We start from the raw sequence: 21,736 nt of genomic DNA, 5'->3' as shown, positions 1-21,736 counted from the left end.
AAGAACGAGAAGGGGATAAGTTTTGATCGTCCGGACCCTCGACGAGATCACCGACACCGACGCCGACATCAAGACGCCGAACTGGCGCTCGAAGCGGATCATCCTGGCGAAGGAGAAGGTCGGCTTCTCGGTGCACGAGACCACGCTGTACGCGGGGACCGTCAACGACTTCTGGTACGCCAACCACATCGAGGCGGTCTTCGTCTACGAGGGCGAAGGCGAGATCACCAACAAGGCGACCGGCGAGACGTTCCAGCTCAAGCCGGGTTCCCTGTACCTCCTCAACGACCACGACAAGCACCAGGTCCGCCCGAAGACCGACATGAAGACCGTGTGCGTCTTCAACCCGCCGGTCACCGGCCGGGAGGTGCACGACGAGAACGGCGTGTACCCGCTCGTCGTCGAGGAGGACGAGGCGGACGAGAAGTCCGCCTGAGCCACCACGGAGCGAGGCCCCTACCGAAAGGCAACGCATAAAAGGAGGCGAACCGATTTGACGATCATGGAAACCGGTGTCGAGGACAGTTACCCGACCAGGGTTCCTGCCCCGGCCGAGCCCTTCGATCGCGTCGACCCCACTGTCTGGGGCAGTGAGGCCGACGGCCCGATCGATGCGGCGACACTCGCTTCGCACGACGCGAAGGGGTACCACATCGTCGAGGGCCTGCTCTCGCCCGCCGAAGTGCAGGGCTACTGGCAGGAGCTCGTCCGGCTCTCCAGCGACGAGCAGCTGAAGGCCGACGAGCGGGTCATCACCGAGAAGAAGACCGGCAGCGTCCGGTCCATCTTCGAGGTGCACAAGATCAGCGAGCTGATCGCCGAACTCGTGCGCGACCCGCGTGTCCTCGACCGCGCCCGGCAGATCCTCGGCTCCGAGGTGTACATCCACCAGAGCCGCGTGAACTACATGCCGGGTTTCAAGGGCACCGGGTTCTACTGGCACTCCGACTTCGAGACCTGGCACGCCGAGGACGGCATGCCGCGTCCGCGGGCGGTGAGCTGCTCGATCGCGCTGACCGACAACTACCCCTTCAACGGCGGCCTGATGGTCATGCCGGGCTCGCAGCGGACGTTCGTCCCGTGCGTCGGCGAGACCCCGGACGACTACTACAAGTCGTCGCTGAAGGAGCAGGAGATCGGCGTTCCCAGCGAGAACGACATCACCAAGCTCGCCGCGGAGTACGGGATCGACCAGTTCACCGGGCCGGCGGGCTCGGCGCTGTGGTTCGACTCCAACATCATGCACGGGTCCGGCAACAACATCACGCCGTACCCGCGCTCGAACATCTTCCTGGTGTTCAACAGCGTCGAGAACGCGCTCGTCGAGCCGTTCGCGGCGGCGAAGCCGCGGCCGACCTTCATCGGCAGCCGGGACTTCACGCCTGTGACGCGGTAGACACCGGAAGAAGTGCGGGTCGGGTGTAGCCGCTTCATCGCGCCCTGTTACAGTGCCGCCACTGCGAACGGCGGCAGCATGGGTCTTCCTTGCTCGGGGTGAATCCCGTGTGACGCCGGTAGCGATGGCGAGGCGCACCCGGCCCCGTCACTTGTTTCACCGAGTGCGGCCCCGCACCATCAGATCGGGACTGATGGTGCGGGGCCGTACTCGTTTCCTCCGGCGCGGCGCTCGGGGAGGGGCCTGTGCTCAAGGGTTTGCGCATTCAGCTGCTCGGCCCGGTGCAGCTGTGCGCCGGTGACCGGCCGGTGCCGATCGGCGGTCCCGGTGTGCGCGGGCTGCTCGCGTTGCTGGCGCTGCAGCCGAACCGGATCGTCGCGCTCGACGACCTGATCGACGCGCTGTGGGACCACGACCCGCCGCCGACGGCGCGGACGATCGTGCACGGCAACGTCTCCCAGCTGCGGCGCGTGCTGCGGTCGGCCGGCACGCCGGAGGTCCGGATCGACACGGCCGCGCCCGGCTACCGGCTGAACGTCGACCCGCTGCTGGTCGACGTCCACCGCGCCCGCGCGTTGTTCGAGCGCGCCGAGGCCGCGCCGCTGGTGGAACGGGCCTCGCTGCTGCACGAGGCGTGGGCGTTGTGGCAGGGGCCGGAGCTGGGCGGGGTGCCGGAGTCGGTGCGCGCGCCGGAACTGGCGGACCTGCGGATCGCGGTGCACGGCGCCCGGGTCGACGCCGACCTCGCGCTGGGACGACACGAAGAGCTGATCGCCGAGCTGACCACGATCGTCCGGGCGGAGCCGCGGCGCGAGCGGACCGTCGGGCAGCTGATGCGGGCGCTCTACCACTCGGGGCGCCGGGCGGACGCGCTCGAGGTGTACCGGGAGGCGGCGCGGGCGGCGTCCGAGAAGTTCGGCCTCGACCTCGGGCCCGACCTGCGGGCGCTGCACGAACACGTGCTGAACGACGACTTGGCGCCGGTCGTGTCGGCGATCGACGTGAGCCGGGTGGTGCCGCGGCAGCTGCCGCCCGCGGTGCCGCTGCTGGCCGGGCGGTCGGCGGACCTGGCCTGGCTGGACGAGGTGGCGCCGGTCGGCGTGATCACCGGGCCACCCGGGATCGGCAAGAGCGCGCTGGTCGTGTCGTGGGCGCACGGCGCGGTGCCGAGGTTCCCGGACGGCGTCCTGTTCGCCGCGTTGCGCGGGTTCGAGGCGCCGGTGCCGGCCGCGGAGGTGCTGGCGCAGTTCTTGCTCGGGCTCGGCGTGCCCGCGGACGAGGTGCCGGAGCCGGAGGGGGAGCGGCTCGCGTTGTACCGGTCGCTCACCGGTGGCCGGCGGATGCTGGTGGTACTGGACGACGCGCGGTCGGCCGAGCAGGTGCGGCCGTTGCTGCCGCCGGGGCCGGGGTCGGTCGCGGTGGTGACCTCGCGGGCGCGGCTGGACGGGCTGACCGTTTCGCACGGCGCGCGGGTGCGGTCGCTTGAGCCGCTGGCGCGGCGGGACTCGGTGCGGCTCATCGCCGACGTCGCGGGCGGGGCGTTCGAGGAGTACCACTCGCAGGTGGCGGGGTCGTGCGGGGACCTGCCGCTGGCGCTGCGGATCGCGGGCGCGCGGCTGGCGGCCGGTCCGGCGTGGACGGTGCCGGAGTTCGTGGCCGAGCTGGCGAGCGAGCGGACGCGGCTGGCCGCGCTGGACGTGGACGACGCCGGGGTGCGAGCGGCTCTGGACGTGTCGGTGCGGGGGCTGCCCGCCGAGGTGCGGGCGATGTTCCGGGCGCTGGGGGCGTTTCCCGGGCCCGCGGTCGGTCCGTTCGTGGCGGCGGCGTTGTGCGGGGTGCCGGTCGTGGAGGCGCGGCGACGGTTGCGGGTGCTGGCGGCCCACCACCTGCTGACCGAGAGCGCGCCGGAGGTGTTCACGCGGCACGACCTGGTGCGGTTGTACGCGCGCGAACTGGCTGGTTCGTCGAGTCCGCGACCGGCGGTGCGCTACTACCAGGCGGCGGCTGACGCGGCGCGCCGCCGGTTGCTGCGGATCGTGGACCCGCTGGACTTCTCGTTCGTCGAGCTGCCGGTGCCCGCGTTGTCCGGTTTCGATGACGCGCTGGCGTGGTTCGTGGCCGAGTGGCCGAACCTCTTGGCCGTGCTGGAGGCCGCGGCGGCGGTCGGTCTGCACGAGGACGTGTGGCGGCTGGCGCGGGTGGCGCACACGTACCGGGTGGTGCGCCCGCTGTGGGACGAGTGGCGGCGGCTGGTGGCGCTGGGGATGGCGGCGGCCGAGGCGAGCGGGGATCCGCGGGCGCGGTTCTGGATGTTGATCTCGCGCTGCGCGATGTTCCTGACGTTCGACCTGGGGGCCGAGGCGCTGGCGGACGCGTCCGCGGCGCTGACGATCGCGGCGGACGAGGGGAGCCGCACCTGCGCGATGATCCACCTGGGGTGCGCGCTGAACAGCTGCGGTCGCCACGACGAGGCGGTGGAGTGCCTGACGAAGGCGGCCTCGGCGGCGGGCACGGACGAGCTGCGGGGCCAGGCGCTGGCGAACTGCGCGGAGGCGGAGAAGGCGCGGGGCCGGTACGCGGAGGCGATCGCGCACCAGTTGTCGTCGCTGGAGATCGACCGGCGCCTCGGTGACGACAGCTATGTGGTCGTGTCGCTCAACAACCTGGCCGAGTCGTACCTCGGCCTCGGCGACGACGGCGCGGCGTGGAAGCACGCGTCCGCCGCGGTCGAGTTGGCGTCGCTGCGGGGTTTCCTGCTGCAGGAGGCGGTCGGCCGGCTGACGCTGGGACGGCTCTCCCGCCGCGACGGCGACCTCGACGGCGCACGCCTGCAGGTCGGGCTGGCGGCGGAGCTGCACTCGCGGGTCAGCCCCCGGCCGCCCGCGGAGGTCCTCGCGGAGATGGCAGAGCTGGGGCTACCGGTGGACGCTGCGCGGGGTCACGAGGGGTGACGCTTTCGAGTACAAGGTGCCCCCGCACTTAGCGAATTCTTAGCGATGGATCTTGCGGAGGGCGTATGGTCCGGCTTGGCCGTCTGGCGCAGTGGGGGAGCGTCAGACGGCCGCCTTGGGTTTCGGCTGGTTGGCCCTGGTGGTTGCTCCGGTGGACGGCTGGAAGCGGTGAACGGTCCGTTCATCGCCGCATGGTGGTTTCGGTGACGGGCATCTGGGTGCGGCGCGACCGCGCCGGACCGCGCCGGACCGCACTCAGCGGTGGCCGAATCGCGCTGCGGCAGCCGAGTCGCGCCGCGCCTGCGGACGCCGGCGGAGTGGCGCCAGACCGAGCCGGGCCGCGCGGTGGCCGGACAGAGCCGCGTCGCGCGGTGGCTGGACTGAGCCGGGCCGCGCCAGCCGGGCCGCGCTGAACGGTGCCATGTCGGACCGCGTCGAGCGGAGCCGCGTCGCACCGAGCAGCGTCCCGCGGAAGCGGGCAGTGCCGGACCGCGCCACACCGTCCTGGGCCGCGCCGGGCCGAGCCGCGCCGGGGTGGAAAGTGCCGGGGCGGGCTGTGCCGCACTGCACCCACGGCGCACCGTGCTGGGTCGAGCCGCACCGCAGCGTGCCGCATCGGGGCGAGCTGCCCCGTGCCGCAGCGAGTCGCGCCGTGCTGGACCGCGCCGCACCGCATCAAGGCCGTGCCGTGCCGAGCTGCCCCATGCCTGACCGAGCCGCGCCGTACCGCATCAAGGTCGTGTGCCTGACCGTGCCACGCCGCCGGTCGAGCCACGCCGGGCCGCGTCACGCCGCCGGTCGAGCCGCGCCGGGCCGCGTCAGGCCGCCGGTCGAGCCACGCCGGGCCGCGTCACGCCGCCGGACCGAGCCGTGCCGCACCGAGCTCCGCGGTGCCAAACCCCGCCACGCGGAATCCAGCCCGCGGCCCCACCACCGACCAGGCTCACTGGTCGAACAGGTTCACTTCCGGCGTGATCTCCAGCAGTTCGTGCACCGGGCGGCCGCGGCGGCCGTCGATCGTCGTCGTGCGGACTACCCGTAGGCGGGCCGTCACCGGGCGGTCCAGGTTCTCCTTGATCTGGTCCAGCAGGTCCGGCGCCACCGCACCTTGAATCGTCCCGCCGGACTCGCGCTCCAGGTAGAAGATCCGGCGGCGCGTGCGCACGCCGTCGAGCCGGCCGGAGACCGTCTCGTAGCCGACCTCCTCCCGCGACTCCCGCAGGCTGTTGTGCAGCACCTTCGCCTGGTCGGTCGTCATGCTGCGGGTCACGTCCTCACCGGCGGTGGGCGTCAGCTGCAGCCCGATGCCGGTGTTCTTGACGACCGCGCTGACGATGTCGCTCACCGCGTTGCGCACCGTGTCCCGTTGCAGCAGCACCGCGTCCAGCGCGCCGTCGTCGGAGCCGTTCGCGGGCAGGAAGTCGCACAGCTCCTTCACCGCGCGCTCGGACAGCGTCTCGATCCCGTCGTGGATCAACGCGTCGTCCGGCGCCGGCTCGGGGAAACCGAAGAAGATCGTGTTGCCCGCCTGGCCGCGCTGGATCAGCGGCGCCTTGTCACGGTCGGTCTGCTGGACGTAGGTGATCTCGCCCTGTGGGTTGCGGATGATGTGCCCGACCTTCGCCGTCGCGTCCTGCAGCGCCCGGCTGATGTCGGAGAACGTGTACGCGTCCAGGTTCGTCGACCCGAGCATCGACACGCGCAGCAACGGCGACCGGGCCGTCCGCTCGAACTTCGCGTGCGCGGCCATCGCCGACGCGCGCGCCAGGTCGTCCAGCCACGTGCCGCCCGGGATCTCGTCGGCGATCCGGCGGAAGTCCATCATCACCACACCACCTCGGGGAACCCGCGGCGCCCTTCGTACGACCAGGTGTTGGCCCACGTCTCCTCGTCACCGGGGAAGCACAGGAACCCGTCGAGCAGACCGCCGACGGGTTGTACCTGATCGAGGTACATCGCGGGCTGCCCGACGATGACCCCGCGCAGGGTCAGCAGCCCGTACAGCGCGTCCCGCACGCGGCCCGTCATGCGCTTGAGGCTGCCCCAGTCGTCCGGGATCAGCACGACGTCGAGCCCGCTGGGCACGTCCGGGGTGCGAGTGATGAACTGCCCGCCGATCCAGGCGCGGCCGCTCGGGATGATCCGGGCGACCGCGCCGAGATAGCTGTTCAGAGCGCTGAACAGGATCTCACGGGCGTTCTGGTGCGGCGCGTCGAAGACGAGACGTTCGTAGATGTCGGCCACGTCCGCCGGAAGCCGCCCAGTCGGAAGAACCCCCTCCGGGGTCCAATGGGGCAGCGGCATGTCATGAAGTTATCAGCGACGCGCAGCGTCTCCGTTGAGGGTGGCGGTGGGCGACGGGTGGGCCTACCAACAGCTGTGTGACGCTCAGCTCGCCGGGGCGCGGTCGTCCGACACCGGCGGGCGCACCGCGAACGGCTCCAGCTGCGGCCGCTTCGGCGACAGCCCGTCGCCCATCGACTCGCCACGCAGCTGCCGCCGGATCCACGGCAACAGGTGCGTCTTCGTCCACGCCAGGTCCGACCGGCGGTTGGTGATCCAGTCCGCCCGCGCGTCGACGACCGGCCACGGCTCACGCCAGTCCTCCGACGTCGGCACACCCAGCACCTCGGCCGCGCGCAACGCGATCCGCCGGTGGCCCTCGGCGGTGAAGTGCAGCCTGTCGTCGCTCCAGGCGCGCGGGTCGTGCAGCGGGTCCATCGCCCACAGGTCGACGATCTTGGCGCCGTGCCGGATCGCGCTGGTCCACAGGTGCGCGTTGTAGATGCCGATCTTGCCGCGCAGCACGCTCATCACCGGCAGGTGCTTGGTGTCCGGCCCGTTGAACACGAGGACGTCGATGCCGGCCGCGCGCAGCTTGCCGATCACCTCGTCGAGCTGCGCCGCGATCTCGTCCACGTCGGAGCCGGGCACGATCACGTCGTTGCCGCCGGCGCACAGCGTCACCAGATCGGGTTTGAGCTCGAGGGCGATGGGTACTTGCTCTTCGATGATTTCGGCGAGCATCTTCCCGCGCAGCGCCAGGTTGGCGTACTGGAAGCCTGGTTGTCCTTCGGCCAGGATCTCGGCGAGCCGGTCGGCCCAGCCTCGGAAGGTCCCGTCCGGGTTGAAGTCGTTGAGACCTTCGGTGAAGCTGTCACCCAGTGCGACATAGCTGTCGTACTCACGCACGCTGCCGTCCCCTTTCGCCAGCACCTGTGTTGATCGCCCCTCGAACAACTCAGCAGGATGCACCTGTAATCCCGACCTACGCCACCGTCGGTTCAGCGCGAGGTCACAGTCTCTTACGTTGTCGGCCTCCTGAGCTTCTCCATTACCGCCGTCCGCCCGGATCGTGTGGCGAAGATCTCGATGGTAGCTGCCCGCACCGACAGTTTTGGGGCACGCTGTAGGGGTGACCGGACAAGCCACGCCGCAGAGGGAGTCGCTGGGCAGCATCCTGGGTGGTCGCAAGGGTGCGATCGACGCGAGCCTGCCGCCGCTGGCGTTCGTGATCGGCTGGCTGGCCGCGGGTTCGTCGATCGCCTGGGGCGCGGCCGCGGCGATCGCCACCGCCGTGGTGGTCGGCGTGGTGCGCCTGACCCGCGGCGACAAGGCGCGGGCCGTCGTGGTCAGCCTCGCCGCGGTGATCGTGGCGGCGTTGATCGCGTTGCACACCGGTCGCGCGCAGGACTTCTTCCTGATCCAGGTGCTGTCCAACGTGGCCAGTGCGTTGCTGTGGGTGACCAGTGTGGTCGTCCGGTGGCCGCTCCTGGGTGTCGTGGTCGGGTTGCTGCTCGGCCAGAAGACCCGCTGGCGCAAGGATCCCGACCTGCTGCGCGCCTACTCGCGGGCGAGTCTGGTGTGGTCGCTGCAGTACGTGCTGCGCGTGGTCGTCTACCTGCCGCTGTGGTGGGCGGGCGAGCTGGTCGCGCTGGGCGTCGCGCGCACGGTGATGACCTGGCCGCTGCAGGCGCTGACGATCGCGGTGAGCGGCTGGGTGCTGTACCGGACGCTGCCGAAGGAGCACCCGGGGCTGCGCGTCGTGCCGGAGTCCGGGCGCGAGTAAGAGCCCCCGGCGAGGGGGAGGTCCGGGGGCCGCCCACACCGTACGACGGACGGCGGGCCCGGCACTCGTGCTCCGCGCACGAAAAACGCCCGGATCTTTGGTCGGTCAGCCCGGACGGCGCGCCGCGGCCTCCCCGAACGCCTCGACGGCGGCGAGCCAGGCCGCGCCGAGCACACCGTCCGAACTGGTGCGGACCTCGAGCCCGGCCAGCTTCGCCCGCACCCGCTCACCGACCCTGGTGCCGTCGCCGAGGACGCTGCCGACCAGCACCACCGGGGTGTCCTCGTCCGGCTCGCGGGTCGCCAGCGCGGTCGTGACCAGCAGGTCGGCGGCGCGCTCGACGATGTCGGTCGCGGCCGGGTCGTCAACCGCGACCAGCGGCGCGAACCGGGCGAGGCGGACCGGCGGCTCGGCGTTGGCGACCGTGATCAGCCGCCGCCACGCGTACTTCCGGTCGGTCGCGTCGACCCCGGCCTCGGCCAGCACCGCGGTGGCCAGCGGGCCGAGGTCGCCGTCGCGGCCCAGCGCGGCCAGCGTGGCGCGCACGGCCTCCCGGCCCAGCCAGAACCCGGAGCCCTCGTCGCCGAGCAGCCAGCCGTAGCCGCCCTCGGTGGCGACCATGCGGCGCTTGCGGATCCGGCCCGCGATCGAGCCGGTGCCCGCGATCAGCACGGTCCCGTCGGGCGAGTCGGTGGCGGCGGCGAACGCGACCTCCGCGTCGGTCAGCACCACCACGCGGTCCAGGCCCAGGTCGCGCCAGGTGCGCTCGAACAGGGCCGCGACCGCCGGGTCGGTCAGCTTCGCGGTGCCCGCCATGCCGACGACGCAAGCGCTTGCCCGGCCGGGGACCTCGGTGGCCGCGCGGATCGCCGCCGCCAGGTTGGCGACCGCCTCCGCGGGCGGGTGCGAGTTCGGGTTGGCGCCGCCCGCGCGCCCGGCGCCGAGCACCGTGCCGTCCGCGGCAACCGCCAGCGCACGCGTGGACGTGCCACCCGCGTCGACCCCGAGGACGAACTTCATCGCGTCCTGGTCACCTTGTTCAGCCCGCGCGGGCGGTCCGGGTCGAAGCCGCGGGCCAGCGCCAGCCCGAGCGCGATCCGCTGCACCGGCAGCACCTCCAGCACTGGCGCGAGTTCCTCGGCCACGGACGGTACCGGGATGCGGACCGCGGCGGGCACCTCGCCCGCCGACGACCCGAGCGCCAGCACGTCGGCGCCGCGCTCGGCGACCGCGGTGAGCACGTCGCGCAGGGCGGCTCCGCCCCGCCCGGCGCCGGTGATCGCCAGCACCGCGGTCTCCTCGTCGACGGCCGCGACCGGCCCGTGCAGCAGGTCCGCGCCGCTGTAGGCGCGGGCGGCGAGGTAGCTGGTCTCGGCGAGCTTGAGCGCGGACTCCAGCGCGGTCGCGTAGGAGTAGCCGCGACCGGTGGTGATGATCCGGTCGACGAAGCGGTACCGGTCCACGGCGCGCTTCACGTCGACTTCCAGCGCCTGCCGCGCCAGCGGTTCGATCTCGGCCGCGGCGGACGAGTCGCCGCCCCGGACGGCGTCGATGAGCAGGTACAACGCGAGCAGCGTCGCGGAGTACGTCTTGGTGGCGGCCACCGCGGTCTCGGTGCCGGCCCCGATGTCGACGGCCAGTTCGGCGGCGCCGCCCAGCGGCGAGGCCGGGGTGTTCGTGACCGCGACGGTCAGCGCGCCCTGCTTGCGGGCGGTCTGGGTGAACTCCAGCAGGTCGGGCGAGCCGCCGCTCTGGCTGACCGACACCAGCAGCACGTCCCGCAGGTCGGGGCGCGCCCCGTAGAGGGTCACCGTGGAGGGCGAGACGAGCCCGGCCGGCAGCCCGAGCAGGACCTCGATGAGGTACTTCGCGTACAGCGCCGCGTGGTCGCTGGAGCCGCGCGCGGCCAGCAGTGCGAACCGCGGCGGGCGCCGGGAGATGGCGGCGGCGACGTCGGCGATCTCCCCGCGGCGGGCCACCAGGGCGCCCAGAACGGCGGGCTGTTCGGCGATTTCCGCGGCCATGTGCTGTCCGGGGTTGCTCATGCTGGATCCCTTCGGAGGTCTAGACCAATGCTACCCCGGGCGCGGTTCCATCCGGAAAGGGTAGTTTCATCCTGCGCCGGAGGCGCGGTTCGAGGAGGAGTCGGTCATGTTGGAGTCAGCCACGCGCGGTCAGCGCGAACCGAAGTACTGGGCGTTGAAGCAGCATCTGCTCGACCTGCTGGAGACGATGCCGCCGGGTTCGCCGATTCCCACCGAACGCTCGCTGGCCACCGAGTTCGCGGTCTCCCGCACCACGGTGCGGCAGGCCCTGGCGGACCTCACCGCCGAGGGCAGGCTGCACCGGGTGCAGGGCAAGGGCACGTTCGCCGCCGAGCCGAAGCTCGCGCAGCGGCTGCAGTTGTCGTCCTACACGGAGGACATGCGGGCGAAGGGTCGCGAGCCGTCGTCGAAGCTGCTGGAGGTCGAGGAGCTGACGGCCGAGCCCGAGCTGGCGAAGCTGCTCGGCATCCGCAACGGCGCGAAGGTGCTGCGGATGCGCCGCCTCCGGCTGGCCGACGGCGAGCCGATGGCGCTGGAGACCACGCACCTGCCGCTCGGCCGGTTCCGCGGCCTGCGCAAACACGTGTCGGCGGGCGGTTCCCTGTACGCGGTGTTGCGCGAGCACTACGGCGTGGAGATGGACAGCGCCGAGGAGACGATCGAGACCGCCCTGGCCGGGCCGCAGGAGGCGGATCTGCTCGGCGCCGACGTCGGCACCCCGATGCTCCTGCTGTCGCGGCATTCGTTCGCCGCGGACGGCAAACCGGTCGAATTCGTGCGGTCCATCTACCGCGGCGACCGGTACAAGTTCGTGACCACGCTGCGGCGCCCGTAACTCTCCAAGATCCCTTGCGTTGTCAAGGGATCGTTAAGCCCGCTGTGTCCACTGTGGACGTTGAGAGTGGCCTGCGTCACCTTCCGGCAACGCTGGGAGCATCTCAATCGACAAACACGTTGGACACGATGGGGTTAACACGAGAGGGAGAGCGAACACACCGCGATCATGACCGAGGAGAAGGAAGAGAGCGCCGAGAAGAAGTCCGGGCTGTCTCCGGCGCAGGTGGTGGCGTCGGCGCTGGCCGCGGTGACGGCTGCTTTCCTGGGCTCCACGCTGGGGGTGGCGGGCACGGTCATCGGCGCCGGTGTCGCGAGCATCGTGACGACCGTGGGTGGCGAGATCTACCTGCGCTCGCTGCGCAGCACGCGGGCGGCCGCGCGCAAGACGGCCGAGCTGCTGGCCGTGGCCGAGACCCGGCAGCAGACGAAGGTCGTGCCGCCCGCGGTCGCGCCGCGGTCGACGCACCCGTTGATCAGGCACCAGCAGAACGGGGCCGCGCAGCGAAGACCGGCCACGCAGCTGACCGAGATGCCGACGAGGGTCGTGCACCCGATCACGCCACCGCTGTCCGGCACGACGCGCCGGATGCCGGTGGCCGGGCAGGGCGGTTCCGGAGGCGGCGAGAAGACGGTGTTCATCCCGAAGCCGGTGGACCAGCCGGTCGAGGAGGAGGCGCCGCCCGCCGCCGCGAAACCCTGGTGGAAGAGCCGGTGGACGCTCGCGGTCGCGACCAGTGTGGTGGCGTTCGTGGTCGGGATGCTGGCGATCACCGGCTTCGAGGCGGCGACCGGGAGCACCGTGTCCGGCGGCACCGGGACGACGCTGGGCCGGGTGGTCGGCGGTTCCGGCGGCGCCGAGACGACGACCACGCGGGTCACGACCGTCACCGAGAGCTCGACGAGCGAGGACGAGCGGGCGCCGGCGAGCACGAGCAGCGCGCCGTCGACGTCGTCCAGCGCCGAGGAGACCGAGTCCCCCGTGACGACGACGCCGAGCACCAGCGTCCAGGAAACGCCGTCCGCCGCGTCCGAAACGGCGACCACGGCACCGAGCAGTCCTTGATCCGAAACCGGCCACAGGCCCTTCGCGAGTTTTCGCGAAGGGCCTGTTTCGTGTCAGCCGGCGAGCAGGACGGCCAGTTCGCGCTGGTCCTCGGGGCCGAGGTGGGGCGCGTCCAGGTCGCGCACGTCGAACCGGTTGCGCGGGGTCGCTTCGTCGGCCTCCCGGATCATCCGGTCCTGCAGCGCGAGCGGGATGGCCCGGTCCCGCGTGCAGCGCAGGTAGGTGCGCGGCACCCGGCCCCACGTCGCCGGGTCGCCGCGCGCGTCACCGGTGGTCAGTGCCCACGATTCGTCCGGCTCCATCGCGTTCAGGGCGGCGCGGAACGTGCTGTCCGCGTAGTCCGCGGCGAGTGCGGCCTTCGCCGCCGCGAGGAACGCGGGGTCCGCCGACCGCCAGTTCGTCCGCGCCACGCCGCTGGCCTGCGGATCCCCGATGCCAGGAATGGCGGGCAGGAGCGAGCCGGCCGCTTCCGGGGTCAGGAAGCAGTCGAGAACGCTGCGCAGGCGGACGCAGCAGAAGGCGGACAGGTAGACCAGCCGGGCGACGAGGCCCGGGACCTGGTTGGCGACGCCGGTGATCGTCGCGCCGCCGAGGCTGTGGCCGACGAGGACCACCGGGCCAAGCGCCGCCGCCCGGCGGACCACGGCGGCGACGTGCGCGACGGCGTCGGCCAGTGTGATCCCCGCGAGCGGTGACGGTTCGGCCGCGAAGACGGCCAAGTCCTGCGGGGTCTGGTAGCTGACCGGGAAGTGTCCCCGCGGGCCGTGGCCGGGGAGGTCGACGGCCAGGGCCCGGTGGCCGGCGAGGGTCAGTTCGGCGACCACCGGGGCGAAGGAGCCCGCGTTGCCGTTGGCGCCGTGGACGAGCACGAAGACCGGGTCCGCCGTGGTTGCCTTCGGTGGGGTGCAGCCCGCGGCCGCGAGCGCGGTCGTGCCGAGGAAGGCCCGGCGGCCGAGTTCACGCACGGCCGGTCGCCCTGCTGGTTCGGGTGAGCGCCCAGATCAGCAGGATCGCGCCGACGGTGCCGGCCACGTGGTCGAACCAGCCGGGCAAGCCGGCGGCCCGGAGCAGGCCGGCGACGCCGAACGTGGTGTTCCACAGGGCGTCCGTGACGGCCGAGCCGAAGCCCTGGACGAACAGGAGCGTGCCCACGATCCAGCGGGCTTTCTGGGCGTTGTTCATGGCGCCTCCGTTTCCGATGCGACTGCATCGAAACCGTAGCACGATCCGATGCGCTCGCATCGGTACAGTGGCGGCATGCCCAGGAAGATCGACCACGACGACCGGCGGCGGCAGATCGCGGACGCCGTGTGCGCGCTGATCAGCCGCCGTGGGCTGGAGGGCGTGAGCCTGCGCGAGGTGGCCGGTGAGGCGGGCGTGTCGATGGGCGCGGTCCAGCGGTGCTTCAGCACCAAGGAGGACATGCTGGTCTTCGCGCAGGAGCACGTGAACCGGCGGATCAGCGAGCGGGCGCAGGCCAGGATCGGCGGTTCCGCGTCACCGGTGACGATGCTCGCGGAGACGCTGACGGCGATGCTCGCGGCCGACGATCCGGTGGAGGCGCGGGTGTGGATGGCATTCACCGCGCAGTCGGCGGTCGACCCGGCACTGGCCGAGGTGCAGCGCGGCCACTACGCCGGGCTGGCGGAGCTGCTCGCCGTGTTGTTGCGGGCCGCGCAGGGCGCCGGCGAGGTGCGGGCCGGCGTGGATGTCCCGGCGGAGGCGGAGACGCTCATCGCCCTCGCGGACGGCCTCACGGTGCAGATCCTGCTCGGCCGCCGCACGGCGGAGTCGGCTCGCGCGATGCTGCACGAGCGGCTCGACCGCCTGCGGGTGGCTTGAGAGCCTCCCCGCCGTTCTGGGGCGTCCGTCGGTCTGGCTTGACCGCGGCGGAACCACACTCGGCTACCGCTCGGGCGAGCCACGGCCACGGAGGCCCGTGTCAGTCCAGTTGTGCCCGCAGCGCGCGAGTGGCTGCAGCCGGGTCCTCGGTCTCGGTGCTCGTGCCTGCCGTGGGCGCCTCGGGGCGACCAGTCGAGATGTGTCCGCGGCGCGGGCGGCGGTGATGGCGCGAGCCACGATCCGTGAGGCGGCCGCCGCCAGCTCCTCGGGCAGCCGGTCGCGTGACGGCCGCTGGCGGCTCGCCCGTGTCCGGGCCAGAGAGCCGCGCGCGGGTGGCGGTGAGGGCGCGGCCGTTCGCCAGCGCGTGCGGTCGGGAGCCTGAGGTGCGGGCGCCGAGCTGCCCGTGTCAGTCCAGCTGTGCCCGCAGCGCACGAGCGGCCGCAGCCGGATCCTCGGCCTCGGTGATCGCCCGCACCACCACGATCCGCGACGCGCCCGCCGCCAGCACTTCCGGCAGCCGCTCGGCGTCGATGCCTCCGATGGCGAACCACGGGCGCGCCGTGCCGAGCGCCGCGGTCGAGCGCACCAAGTCCAGGCCCGGCGCGGGACGGCCGGGCTTCGTCGGCGTCGGCCAGCAGGGGCCCGTGCAGAAGTAGTCCACACCTTCTTCCACAGCCGCGGCCTCGGCCTGTGGACGGTCGTGCGTCGAGCGGCCGATCACCGGCTCGTCGCCGATCACCCGCCGCGCCAGCGGCACCGGCAGGTCGTCCTGCCCCAGGTGCAGCACGTCGGCGTCGACGGCCGCCGCGATGTCCGCCCGGTCGTTCACCGCCAGCAGCGCCCCGTGCCGCGCGCACGCCTCCGCCAGGATCTCCAGCGCGGCCAGCTCCTGACGGGCCTCCAGCGGCGCTCCGTCCCGCTTGTCCCGCAGCTGGATGATGTCCACGCCGCCGGCCAGTGCGGCGTCGGCGAACTCGGCCAGGTCCGGCCGGTCCCCGGTGCACAGGTAGAGCCGCGCCGCGTCGAGGCGTTTCCTGATCTCGTCACCACTGAGCCCTGGCATGGCCTGAACCCTATCTCGCACGTTAGGGTGGAGGTGTCCGCACGGGAGCCCGAGCCACGGGCTGAGAGGGAGCTGCCAGCGCTCCGACCGTGGAACCTGATCCGGATCATGCCGGCGCAGGGAGCGTGATTCTGATGAGCAACCAGCACGTGGCCGTCGTCGGCGGCGGGGTCATCGGCCTGTCCGTGGCCTGGCGCGCCGCGGCGGCCGGGCACCGCGTCACCGTCGTCGACCCCGCGCCCGGCCGCGGCGCGTCCTGGGTCGCCGGCGGCATGCTGGCCCCCGTCACCGAGGCCTGGCCCGGCGAGGAGGAGTCCCTCGCTCTCGGCGAGGAGTCCCTCAGGCGCTGGCCCGCGTTCGCGCAAGCGCTTGCGGCACACGGCGGCGACCCGGGGCTGTCCCGCGCCGGCACCATCGTCGTCGCGCTGGACCGGGCCGACGCCGACCAGCTGGACATCCTCGCCGGTTACCTGCGGTCGGTCGGCCGCGAGGTCGAGCAGGTCACCGGTCGCAGGCTGCGCTCGCTCGAACCCGGGCTGGGCGCGGTGCGCGGCGGCCTGCTCGTGCCCGGCGACCTGGCGGTCGACAACCGAAAGCTGCTCCGCGCCCTCGAAGCCGCCGCGCTCCAGCACGGCGCCGAGTTCACCGGCGACGAGGCGGTGGCTGTCGAGCCCGGCCGCGTCCGCACCGCCCACTGCGAGGTCCAGTGCGACGTCGTGGTCGTCGCCGCCGGCGCGCACAGCGCCCGGCTGCACCCGGTGCTCGCGCGAGGTGTCCGTCCGCTCAAGGGCGAGATCCTCCGCCTGCGCGCGCGGCGCACGAGCCTGCCACCGCCCACGCGCACGGTGCGCGCCGTCGTCGAGGGGCGACCGGTGTACCTCGTGCCGCGCGAAGGCGGCGAGCTGGTCCTCGGCGCGACCCAGTACGAGGCTGGTTTCGACGACACCGTGAGCGCCCGCGGCGTGCGCGAGCTGCTCGAATGCGCCGAGCGGATCTTCCCCAGCATCGACGAGTACGAGCTGGTCGAAACCGCCGCCGGGCTGCGCGCGGCCAGCACCGACACGCTCCCGTTCATCGGTGACCTCGGCGACGGCGTCCTCGCCGCGACCGGTCACCACCGCAACGGTCTGCTCATGGCGCCGGTGACCGCCGACGCCGTCGTGGCTTGGCTGGCCGGGGAGAAACCGCCCGAGGAGGCGCTCGCGGCGGACCCGGCTCGGCTCGGAACAGGAGGGGTCTGATGGAAGTGCAGGTCAACGGGCAGTGGCGGGAGGTCCCCGACGACGCGACGGTGACCGACGTGCTCAAGGCGGTCGACGCGCCCGAGCGCGGCGTCGCGGTCGCCCTCAACGGCGAGGTCGTGCGCCGCGGCGAGTGGACGGCCAGGACCGTCCCCGCGGGCGCGCGGCTGGAGATCCTGACGGCGGTGCAAGGTGGGTGAGGTCATGTTCGACGGCGACCAGCTCGTGATCGGCGAGCACAAGCTCGGGTCACGGCTGATCATCGGAACCGGTGGCGCGGCGAACCTGTCGGTGCTGGAACGGGCGCTCGTCGCGTCCGGCACCGAGCTGACGACGGTCGCGCTGCGCCGCGCGGACGCCGAGGGCGGCTCCGGTGTGCTGGACCTGCTGCGCCGCCTCGGGATCCGGCTCCTGCCGAACACCGCGGGCTGCCGCAGCGCCGCGGAGGCCGTGCTGACCGCGCGCCTCGCCCGCGAGGCGCTGGAGACCGACCTGATCAAGCTCGAGGTCCACGCCGACGACCGGACGCTGCTGCCCGACCCGGTCGAGACGCTCGACGCGGCCGAGCAGCTCGTCGCAGACGGGTTCACCGTGTTCGCCTACACGAACGACGACCCGGTGCTCGCGCTGCGGCTGGAGGAGGCCGGGTGCGCCGCGGTGATGCCGCTGGGCGCGCCGATCGGCACCGGGCTGGGCATCCGCAACCCGCACAACATCGAGCTGATCGTGGCGCGCGCGGGCGTGCCGATCATCCTCGACGCGGGCATCGGCACGGCCTCCGACGCGGCCCTGGCGATGGAGCTGGGGTGCGACGCGGTGCTGCTGTCCACGGCGGTGACCAGGGCGCAGGACCCGGAGCGGATGGCGTACGCGATGCGCTCGGCGGTGGTCGCCGGGCGGCTGGCCCGGCAGGCGGGCCGGATCCCGCAGCGGTTCTGGGCGCACGCGTCCAGCCCGCCGCGCTGAAAAACCCGGCTTCACCTCGGTTTGCCGCGGCGAGCACGTATGGTTTAGCGCACCCGAGCGGTCGGCGAGGCGAAGGAGCTCGAGAGTGGTTGAGTCAACCGAGGACGTCGCTGGGCGGTTGTTCCTCGCCGTCGGCCGGCTGTCCCGGTCGCTGCGGCAGGCAGGCACACCCGGGCCCGGCCACGGCTCCATTTCCGCGCTGTCGACGCTGGTCGCCTTCGGGCCGATGCGGCTCGGCGACCTGGCGGCGAAGGAGGGCGTGGCGGCCGCGACGATGTCGCGGATAGTCGCCTCGCTGGTCGACGCCGGCTGGGCGAGCCGCGAGCCCGACCCGATCGACCGGCGCGCCTGGCTGGCGACGGCCACCCCGCAGGGCGAGCGGATGCTGCTGGACCTGCGGTCGACGCGGGTGCACGAGCTGCAGAAGCGGATCGACCGCCTGTCGCCGGAGCACCAGGCCGCGCTGGGTCAGGCGCTGCCGGCGCTGGAGGCGTTGCTGGCCGGCGACGAGAGCTGACCCGCGCCCGGGGTGCGCGGTGGCGGGTAGGCGTCGCTCGCGGCCGGGGGTGCTGAATTCGCGCCCGGAGAGCGGGCTCGCGCCGGGAGCGCGGGACTCGCGTGCGACTCCGCCCGAGAGCGTTGGACCCGCGGGGCGGCGGCGCGGAACCCGCGCCCCGGAGCGTGGGCCCCATGGACCGGAGCGCGGACCTCCCAGCCCTGAGCCCGAAACCCGCGGGTGTGCGAGCCTCGCGGCTCAGCGATCCTCCGGCGCCAGCCGCCAGAACGCCGACACCGGGCCGACCTTCGCGCCCATCGGGTAGGAGTTCGCGACCGCGTTGCTGACGAACCACTTCCCGAACCGCGCGGCCTCCGGCATCGACATGCCCCGCGCCAGGCCCGCGGTCAGCGCCGACGCCATCGCGTCCCCCGCGCCGTGCGTGTGCGGCGTGGAGAACCTCGGCCCGGGCAGTTCGACGAACTCGCGGCCGTCGTAGAGCAGGTCCACGCACTCCGGGTCGCTGGTCAGATGGCCGCTCTTCACCAGCACGTACTTCGGCCCGAGCTCCTTCAGCGCCACCGCCGCGTCGTGCATGCCCGCGCGGTCGGTCACCTCGATCCCGGTCAGCAGGCGCACCTCGTCCAGGTTCGGCGTGATCACCGCGGCCCGCGGCAGCAGCAGGTCCCGCAGCGCGGCCAGCCCGGCCGCGTCGAACAGCGGGTGCCCGTGCATCGACGCGGCGACCGGGTCGACCACGAACGGCACCTTCGAGTCCCGCCCGATCTCCGCCCGGTCGCACGCCTCCGCGACCGCCTCGATGATCTCCGCGGAGGCGAGCATGCCGGTCTTCGCCGCCTGCATGCCCATGTCCGCGGCCACGGCCTCGATCTGCCCGGCCACGATCCGCGCCGGGATGTCGGACCGGTCGTGCACGCCGAGCGTGTTCTGCACGGTCACCGCCGTGACCGCGACCAGGCCGTGCACCCCGCAGGTCAGGAACGTGCGCAGGTCCGCCTGCAACCCCGCGGCACCACCGGAGTCGGATCCGGCGATGGTCAGGGCGGCAGGCGGACTCGCGTTCTGGCTCATGCCCCCAGTGTCGCAAACCCGCCGATCAAGCGAGCCGCCAGAACGGGGACACCGGCCCGACGCCCTCGCCCAGCGGGTACGCCTCGGCCACGCACCGCTCGATGAACCGCTTGCCCTCGTCCACCGCGTCCGGCACCCCGAGCCCCTTGGCGAGGAACGCGGTGATCGACGAGGCCAGCGTGTCGCCGCCGCCGTGCGTGTGCGGCGTGTCGATCCGCCGCGCGGACAGCTCGATGAACTGCACGCCGTCGGACAGCAGGTCGACGCACTCCGGGTCGTCGTAGAGGTGCCCGCCCTTGACCAGCACCCACATCGGCCCCAGGGCCAGCAGCGCCCGCGCCGCGTCGCGCTGGCTGGCCCTGTCGGTGACCTCGACGCCGGTGAGCAGCCGGACCTCGTCCAGGTTCGGGGTCACCAGCGTGGCGCGCGGGAACAGTTCCGTGCGGATGGCTTCCAGCGCCTCCTCGCGCAGCAGGGCGTCCCCGTGCATCGACGCCGCCACCGGGTCCACCACGAACGGCACGTCCGCGTTGCGTCCGATGTGGACCTCGTCGAGCGTCTTGGCGACGGCGGTGATGATCTCCGCCGTCGCCAGCATGCCGGTCTTGGCCGCGTCCACGCCCATGTCCCCGGCCACGGCCTTGATCTGCGCCGACACGACGTCCGGCGGGATCTCGGTGAAGCCCTGCACACCGACGGAGTTCTGTACGGTGACCGCGGTGATCGCGGTCATCCCGTGCACCCCGCAGGCGAAGAACGCCCGCAGGTCGGCCTGGATCCCCGCGCCACCGCCGGAATCGCTCCCGGCGATGGTCAGCGCGGTCTTCGGGGTGACGCTCATTACGGCTGGACCACCGGGAGGTAGACCTGCTTGCCGTTCTCGGCGAACTCGGCCGACTTCTCCTGCATCCCGGCCTCGATCGCATCCACAGTGGACAGCCCGTGCTCCTCGGCGTACTTGCGGACGTCCTGGGTGATCCGCATGGAGCAGAACTTCGGCCCGCACATCGAGCAGAAGTGCGCCGTCTTGGCCGGCTCGGCGGGCAGCGTCTCGTCGTGGAACGAGCGCGCGGTGTCCGGGTCGAGCGAGAGGTTGAACTGGTCGGTCCAGCGGAACTCGAAGCGGGCCTTGGACAGCTCGTCGTCCCAGTCCTGGGCGTACTGGTGGCCCTTGGCGAGGTCAGCGGCGTGCGCGGCGATCTTGTACGCGATCACGCCCGCCTTCACGTCGTCCCGGTTGGGCAGGCCCAGGTGCTCCTTCGGCGTCACGTAGCACAGCATCGCCGTGCCGTACCAGCCGATCTGCGCCGCGCCGATGGCGGAGGTGATGTGGTCGTAGGCAGGCGCGATGTCCGTCGTGAGTGGACCGAGCGTGTAGAACGGTGCCTCGCCGCAGAGCCGTTCCTCCAGCTCCACGTTCTCCTTGATCTTGTGCATCGGCACGTGGCCGGGGCCCTCGATCATCACCTGGACGTCGTGGGCGCGCGCGATGTGCGTGAGCTCGCCGAGCGTCTCCAGCTCCGCGAACTGGGCGCGGTCGTTGGCATCCGCGATCGAGCCGGGACGCAGGCCGTCGCCGAGCGAGAACGTCACGTCGTAGGCGCGCAGGATCTCGCACAGCTCCTCGAAGTGCGTGTACAGGAACGACTCCTTGTGGTGTGCCAGGCACCACGCGGCCATGATCGAACCGCCGCGGGACACGATGCCGGTCACCCGGTTCGCGGTCAGCGGGATGTAGCGCAGCAGCACGCCGGCGTGCACGGTCATGTAGTCCACGCCCTGCTCGCACTGCTCGATCACGGTGTCCCGGTAGACCTCCCAGGACAGCTTGGCCGGATCGCCGTCCACCTTCTCCAGGGCCTGGTAGATCGGCACCGTGCCGACCGGCACCGGGGAGTTGCGCATGATCCACTCGCGGGTTTCGTGGATGCGCTTGCCGGTGGACAGGTCCATGATCGTGTCGGCGCCCCAGCGGGTCGCCCACACCATCTTGTCGACCTCCTCCTCGACCGACGACCACACGGCCGAGTTGCCCATGTTCGCGTTGACCTTCACCAGGAAGTTCTTCCCGATGATCGCGGGCTCGCTCTCCGGGTGGTTGCGGTTGACCGGGATGACCGCCCGGCCCGCGGCGACCTCGTCGCGCACGAACTCGGGCGTGACCCGCTCGCGCGCGGCGATGAACTCCATCTCGCGGGTGATCACGCCGGCCTTGGCGAAGCCCAGCTGCGTGTTGTGCTCCCGGTTCGCGATCCAGTCGGCACGCAGCGGCGCCAGTCCACTGTGGACGTCGATCGCGACGTCGGGGTCGGTGTACGGGCCGGAGGTGTCGTAGACGTCGAAGTGGTCGCCGTTGGTCAGCTCGATGCGGCGGGCCGGGACCTTCAGCCCGTTTTCGGTGTGGTGGTAGACCTTCCGGGATCCGGTGATCGGCCCGGTGGTCACGGTCGGCGCGACGTTCTTGCCGTTTTCCAGCGTCGTCACTAGAAATACTCCCTACGCCGGCATTACCCGGTCAGGTTCAGCGGTCGGCGGCGCCGGGTCCCAACGGACACCAGCCGCCCTCTCAGCCCGCCAAGGCGCGAGCTCCCGCGTGTTCGGTTGTCCGTCCGACCATGCCACGTCGCGCGGCAGACCTCAAGAGCACGACGGTGAGACCGCTCACCCGCGCTGGA

The 21,736-nt window shown here is 72.3% G+C and carries 22 protein-coding genes and 2 riboswitches; of the genes, 11 read left to right on the top strand and 11 right to left on the bottom strand.

From position 1 onward, the window contains the following. The first annotated feature begins 22 nt into the window (after positions 1-22). The 3 genes from ABZ193_RS08060 to ABZ193_RS08050 all read left to right on the top strand — a co-directional run bounded on the left by ABZ193_RS08060 (position 23) and on the right by ABZ193_RS08050 (position 4,347). Entirely contained in the window at positions 23-436 is a 414-nt protein-coding gene (locus tag ABZ193_RS08060; protein ID WP_020416992.1) for an ectoine synthase, read from the top strand. A gap of 57 nt (positions 437-493) precedes the next feature. Beyond that, complete coding sequence (gene thpD / locus ABZ193_RS08055) at positions 494-1,396, top strand: ectoine hydroxylase (RefSeq protein WP_020486749.1); 903 nt, start codon at positions 494-496, stop codon at positions 1,394-1,396. A 245-nt stretch (positions 1,397-1,641) separates the two neighbouring features. Further along, the gene (locus tag ABZ193_RS08050) at positions 1,642-4,347 is read left to right on the top strand and encodes a BTAD domain-containing putative transcriptional regulator (RefSeq protein WP_354709338.1); all 2,706 of its coding nucleotides are present in this window, start codon (positions 1,642-1,644) and stop codon (positions 4,345-4,347) included. Positions 4,348-5,290: 943 nt separating this feature from the next. Here the strand turns inward: ABZ193_RS08050 and ABZ193_RS08045 are convergent. From ABZ193_RS08045 to ABZ193_RS08035, 3 genes are all read right to left on the bottom strand, one after another. Next, positions 5,291-6,169, bottom strand: a complete 879-nt coding sequence (locus tag ABZ193_RS08045; RefSeq protein WP_237336502.1) for a hypothetical protein — start codon at positions 6,167-6,169, stop codon at positions 5,291-5,293. Between the two features lie 2 nt (positions 6,170-6,171). Further along, positions 6,172-6,651, bottom strand: coding sequence for a hypothetical protein (locus ABZ193_RS08040; protein WP_027933772.1), 480 nt, complete (start codon positions 6,649-6,651; stop codon positions 6,172-6,174). A gap of 84 nt (positions 6,652-6,735) precedes the next feature. Next, positions 6,736-7,539: an SGNH/GDSL hydrolase family protein gene (locus ABZ193_RS08035; RefSeq protein ID WP_164470592.1), complete on the bottom strand. Its 804-nt coding sequence runs from the start codon at positions 7,537-7,539 to the stop codon at positions 6,736-6,738. 223 nt (positions 7,540-7,762) lie between these two features. Here ABZ193_RS08035 and ABZ193_RS08030 point away from each other — a divergent pair, with 223 nt between their 5' ends. Beyond that, positions 7,763-8,416 carry a DUF3159 domain-containing protein gene (locus ABZ193_RS08030; protein WP_020416988.1) on the top strand — a complete coding sequence of 218 codons (654 nt, stop codon included), beginning with the start codon at positions 7,763-7,765 and terminating at the stop codon, positions 8,414-8,416. A gap of 105 nt (positions 8,417-8,521) precedes the next feature. Here the strand turns inward: ABZ193_RS08030 and ABZ193_RS08025 are convergent, their stop codons facing one another. Both ABZ193_RS08025 and ABZ193_RS08020 read right to left on the bottom strand, forming a co-directional pair. Further along, complete coding sequence (locus ABZ193_RS08025) at positions 8,522-9,436, bottom strand: BadF/BadG/BcrA/BcrD ATPase family protein (protein WP_354709336.1); 915 nt, start codon at positions 9,434-9,436, stop codon at positions 8,522-8,524. Beyond that, the gene (locus ABZ193_RS08020; protein ID WP_354709357.1) at positions 9,433-10,440 is read right to left on the bottom strand and encodes an SIS domain-containing protein; all 1,008 of its coding nucleotides are present in this window, start codon (positions 10,438-10,440) and stop codon (positions 9,433-9,435) included. Before ABZ193_RS08020 ends, ABZ193_RS08025 begins: the two co-directional genes overlap by 4 nt. A gap of 127 nt (positions 10,441-10,567) precedes the next feature. Between ABZ193_RS08020 and ABZ193_RS08015 the strand changes: the two genes are divergently transcribed. Both ABZ193_RS08015 and ABZ193_RS08010 read left to right on the top strand, forming a co-directional pair. Further along, positions 10,568-11,296: a GntR family transcriptional regulator gene (locus ABZ193_RS08015; RefSeq protein WP_017985323.1), complete on the top strand. Its 729-nt coding sequence runs from the start codon at positions 10,568-10,570 to the stop codon at positions 11,294-11,296. 168 nt (positions 11,297-11,464) lie between these two features. Continuing rightward, a complete protein-coding gene (locus ABZ193_RS08010) occupies positions 11,465-12,361 on the top strand; it encodes a hypothetical protein (protein ID WP_354709335.1) in 897 nt (298 codons plus the stop codon). Between the two features lie 53 nt (positions 12,362-12,414). Here the strand turns inward: ABZ193_RS08010 and ABZ193_RS08005 are convergent, their stop codons facing one another. Continuing rightward, on the bottom strand, positions 12,415-13,326 hold the full coding sequence (locus tag ABZ193_RS08005; protein WP_354709334.1) for an alpha/beta fold hydrolase: 912 nt from the start codon (positions 13,324-13,326) through the stop codon (positions 12,415-12,417). Further along, positions 13,319-13,543, bottom strand: a complete 225-nt coding sequence (locus ABZ193_RS08000; RefSeq protein ID WP_354709333.1) for a hypothetical protein — start codon at positions 13,541-13,543, stop codon at positions 13,319-13,321. Before ABZ193_RS08000 ends, ABZ193_RS08005 begins: the two co-directional genes overlap by 8 nt. 75 nt (positions 13,544-13,618) lie before the next feature. Between ABZ193_RS08000 and ABZ193_RS07995 the strand changes: the two genes are divergently transcribed. After that, positions 13,619-14,203, top strand: coding sequence for a TetR/AcrR family transcriptional regulator (locus tag ABZ193_RS07995; protein ID WP_354709332.1), 585 nt, complete (start codon positions 13,619-13,621; stop codon positions 14,201-14,203). Positions 14,204-14,609: 406 nt separating this feature from the next. On the opposite strand, the gene thiE is transcribed toward ABZ193_RS07995, so the two are convergent. Continuing rightward, entirely contained in the window at positions 14,610-15,266 is a 657-nt protein-coding gene (thiE, locus tag ABZ193_RS07990; protein ID WP_354709331.1) for a thiamine phosphate synthase, read from the bottom strand. A 31-nt stretch (positions 15,267-15,297) separates the two neighbouring features. Beyond that, a riboswitch (TPP riboswitch) is annotated at positions 15,298-15,406 on the top strand. On the opposite strand from thiE, the gene thiO reads away from it, so the two are divergent. From thiO to ABZ193_RS07970, 4 genes are all read left to right on the top strand, one after another. After that, a complete protein-coding gene (gene thiO / locus ABZ193_RS07985; protein ID WP_354709330.1) occupies positions 15,401-16,507 on the top strand; it encodes a glycine oxidase ThiO in 1,107 nt (368 codons plus the stop codon). (Overlaps the previous riboswitch by 6 nt.) Further along, complete coding sequence (gene thiS / locus ABZ193_RS07980; RefSeq protein ID WP_020416979.1) at positions 16,507-16,707, top strand: sulfur carrier protein ThiS; 201 nt, start codon at positions 16,507-16,509, stop codon at positions 16,705-16,707. The genes thiO and thiS overlap by 1 nt, the downstream gene beginning before the upstream one ends. Positions 16,708-16,711: 4 nt before the next feature. Further along, on the top strand, positions 16,712-17,473 hold the full coding sequence (locus ABZ193_RS07975; protein WP_051123488.1) for a thiazole synthase: 762 nt from the start codon (positions 16,712-16,714) through the stop codon (positions 17,471-17,473). An 85-nt stretch (positions 17,474-17,558) separates the two neighbouring features. Further along, the gene (locus tag ABZ193_RS07970) at positions 17,559-17,990 is read left to right on the top strand and encodes a MarR family transcriptional regulator (RefSeq protein ID WP_020416977.1); all 432 of its coding nucleotides are present in this window, start codon (positions 17,559-17,561) and stop codon (positions 17,988-17,990) included. A gap of 237 nt (positions 17,991-18,227) precedes the next feature. On the opposite strand, the gene thiD (ABZ193_RS07965) is transcribed toward ABZ193_RS07970, so the two are convergent. The 3 genes from thiD (ABZ193_RS07965) to thiC form a co-directional block, all read right to left on the bottom strand. Continuing rightward, positions 18,228-19,061, bottom strand: coding sequence for a bifunctional hydroxymethylpyrimidine kinase/phosphomethylpyrimidine kinase (thiD, locus tag ABZ193_RS07965; protein WP_354709328.1), 834 nt, complete (start codon positions 19,059-19,061; stop codon positions 18,228-18,230). A 25-nt stretch (positions 19,062-19,086) separates the two neighbouring features. Then, positions 19,087-19,902, bottom strand: a complete 816-nt coding sequence (gene thiD / locus ABZ193_RS07960; RefSeq protein ID WP_020416975.1) for a bifunctional hydroxymethylpyrimidine kinase/phosphomethylpyrimidine kinase — start codon at positions 19,900-19,902, stop codon at positions 19,087-19,089. Next, the gene (gene thiC, locus ABZ193_RS07955; protein WP_354709327.1) at positions 19,902-21,545 is read right to left on the bottom strand and encodes a phosphomethylpyrimidine synthase ThiC; all 1,644 of its coding nucleotides are present in this window, start codon (positions 21,543-21,545) and stop codon (positions 19,902-19,904) included. Before thiC ends, thiD (ABZ193_RS07960) begins: the two co-directional genes overlap by 1 nt. Continuing rightward, positions 21,538-21,664: riboswitch (TPP riboswitch) on the bottom strand. (Overlaps the previous gene by 8 nt.) Positions 21,665-21,736 lie beyond the last annotated feature (72 nt).

It is taken from the genome of Amycolatopsis sp. NPDC006125 (assembly GCF_040614195.1).
Classification (GTDB): domain Bacteria; phylum Actinomycetota; class Actinomycetes; order Mycobacteriales; family Pseudonocardiaceae; genus Amycolatopsis_E; species Amycolatopsis_E tucumanensis.
This window is presented reverse-complemented; position numbering and strand designations above follow the sequence as displayed.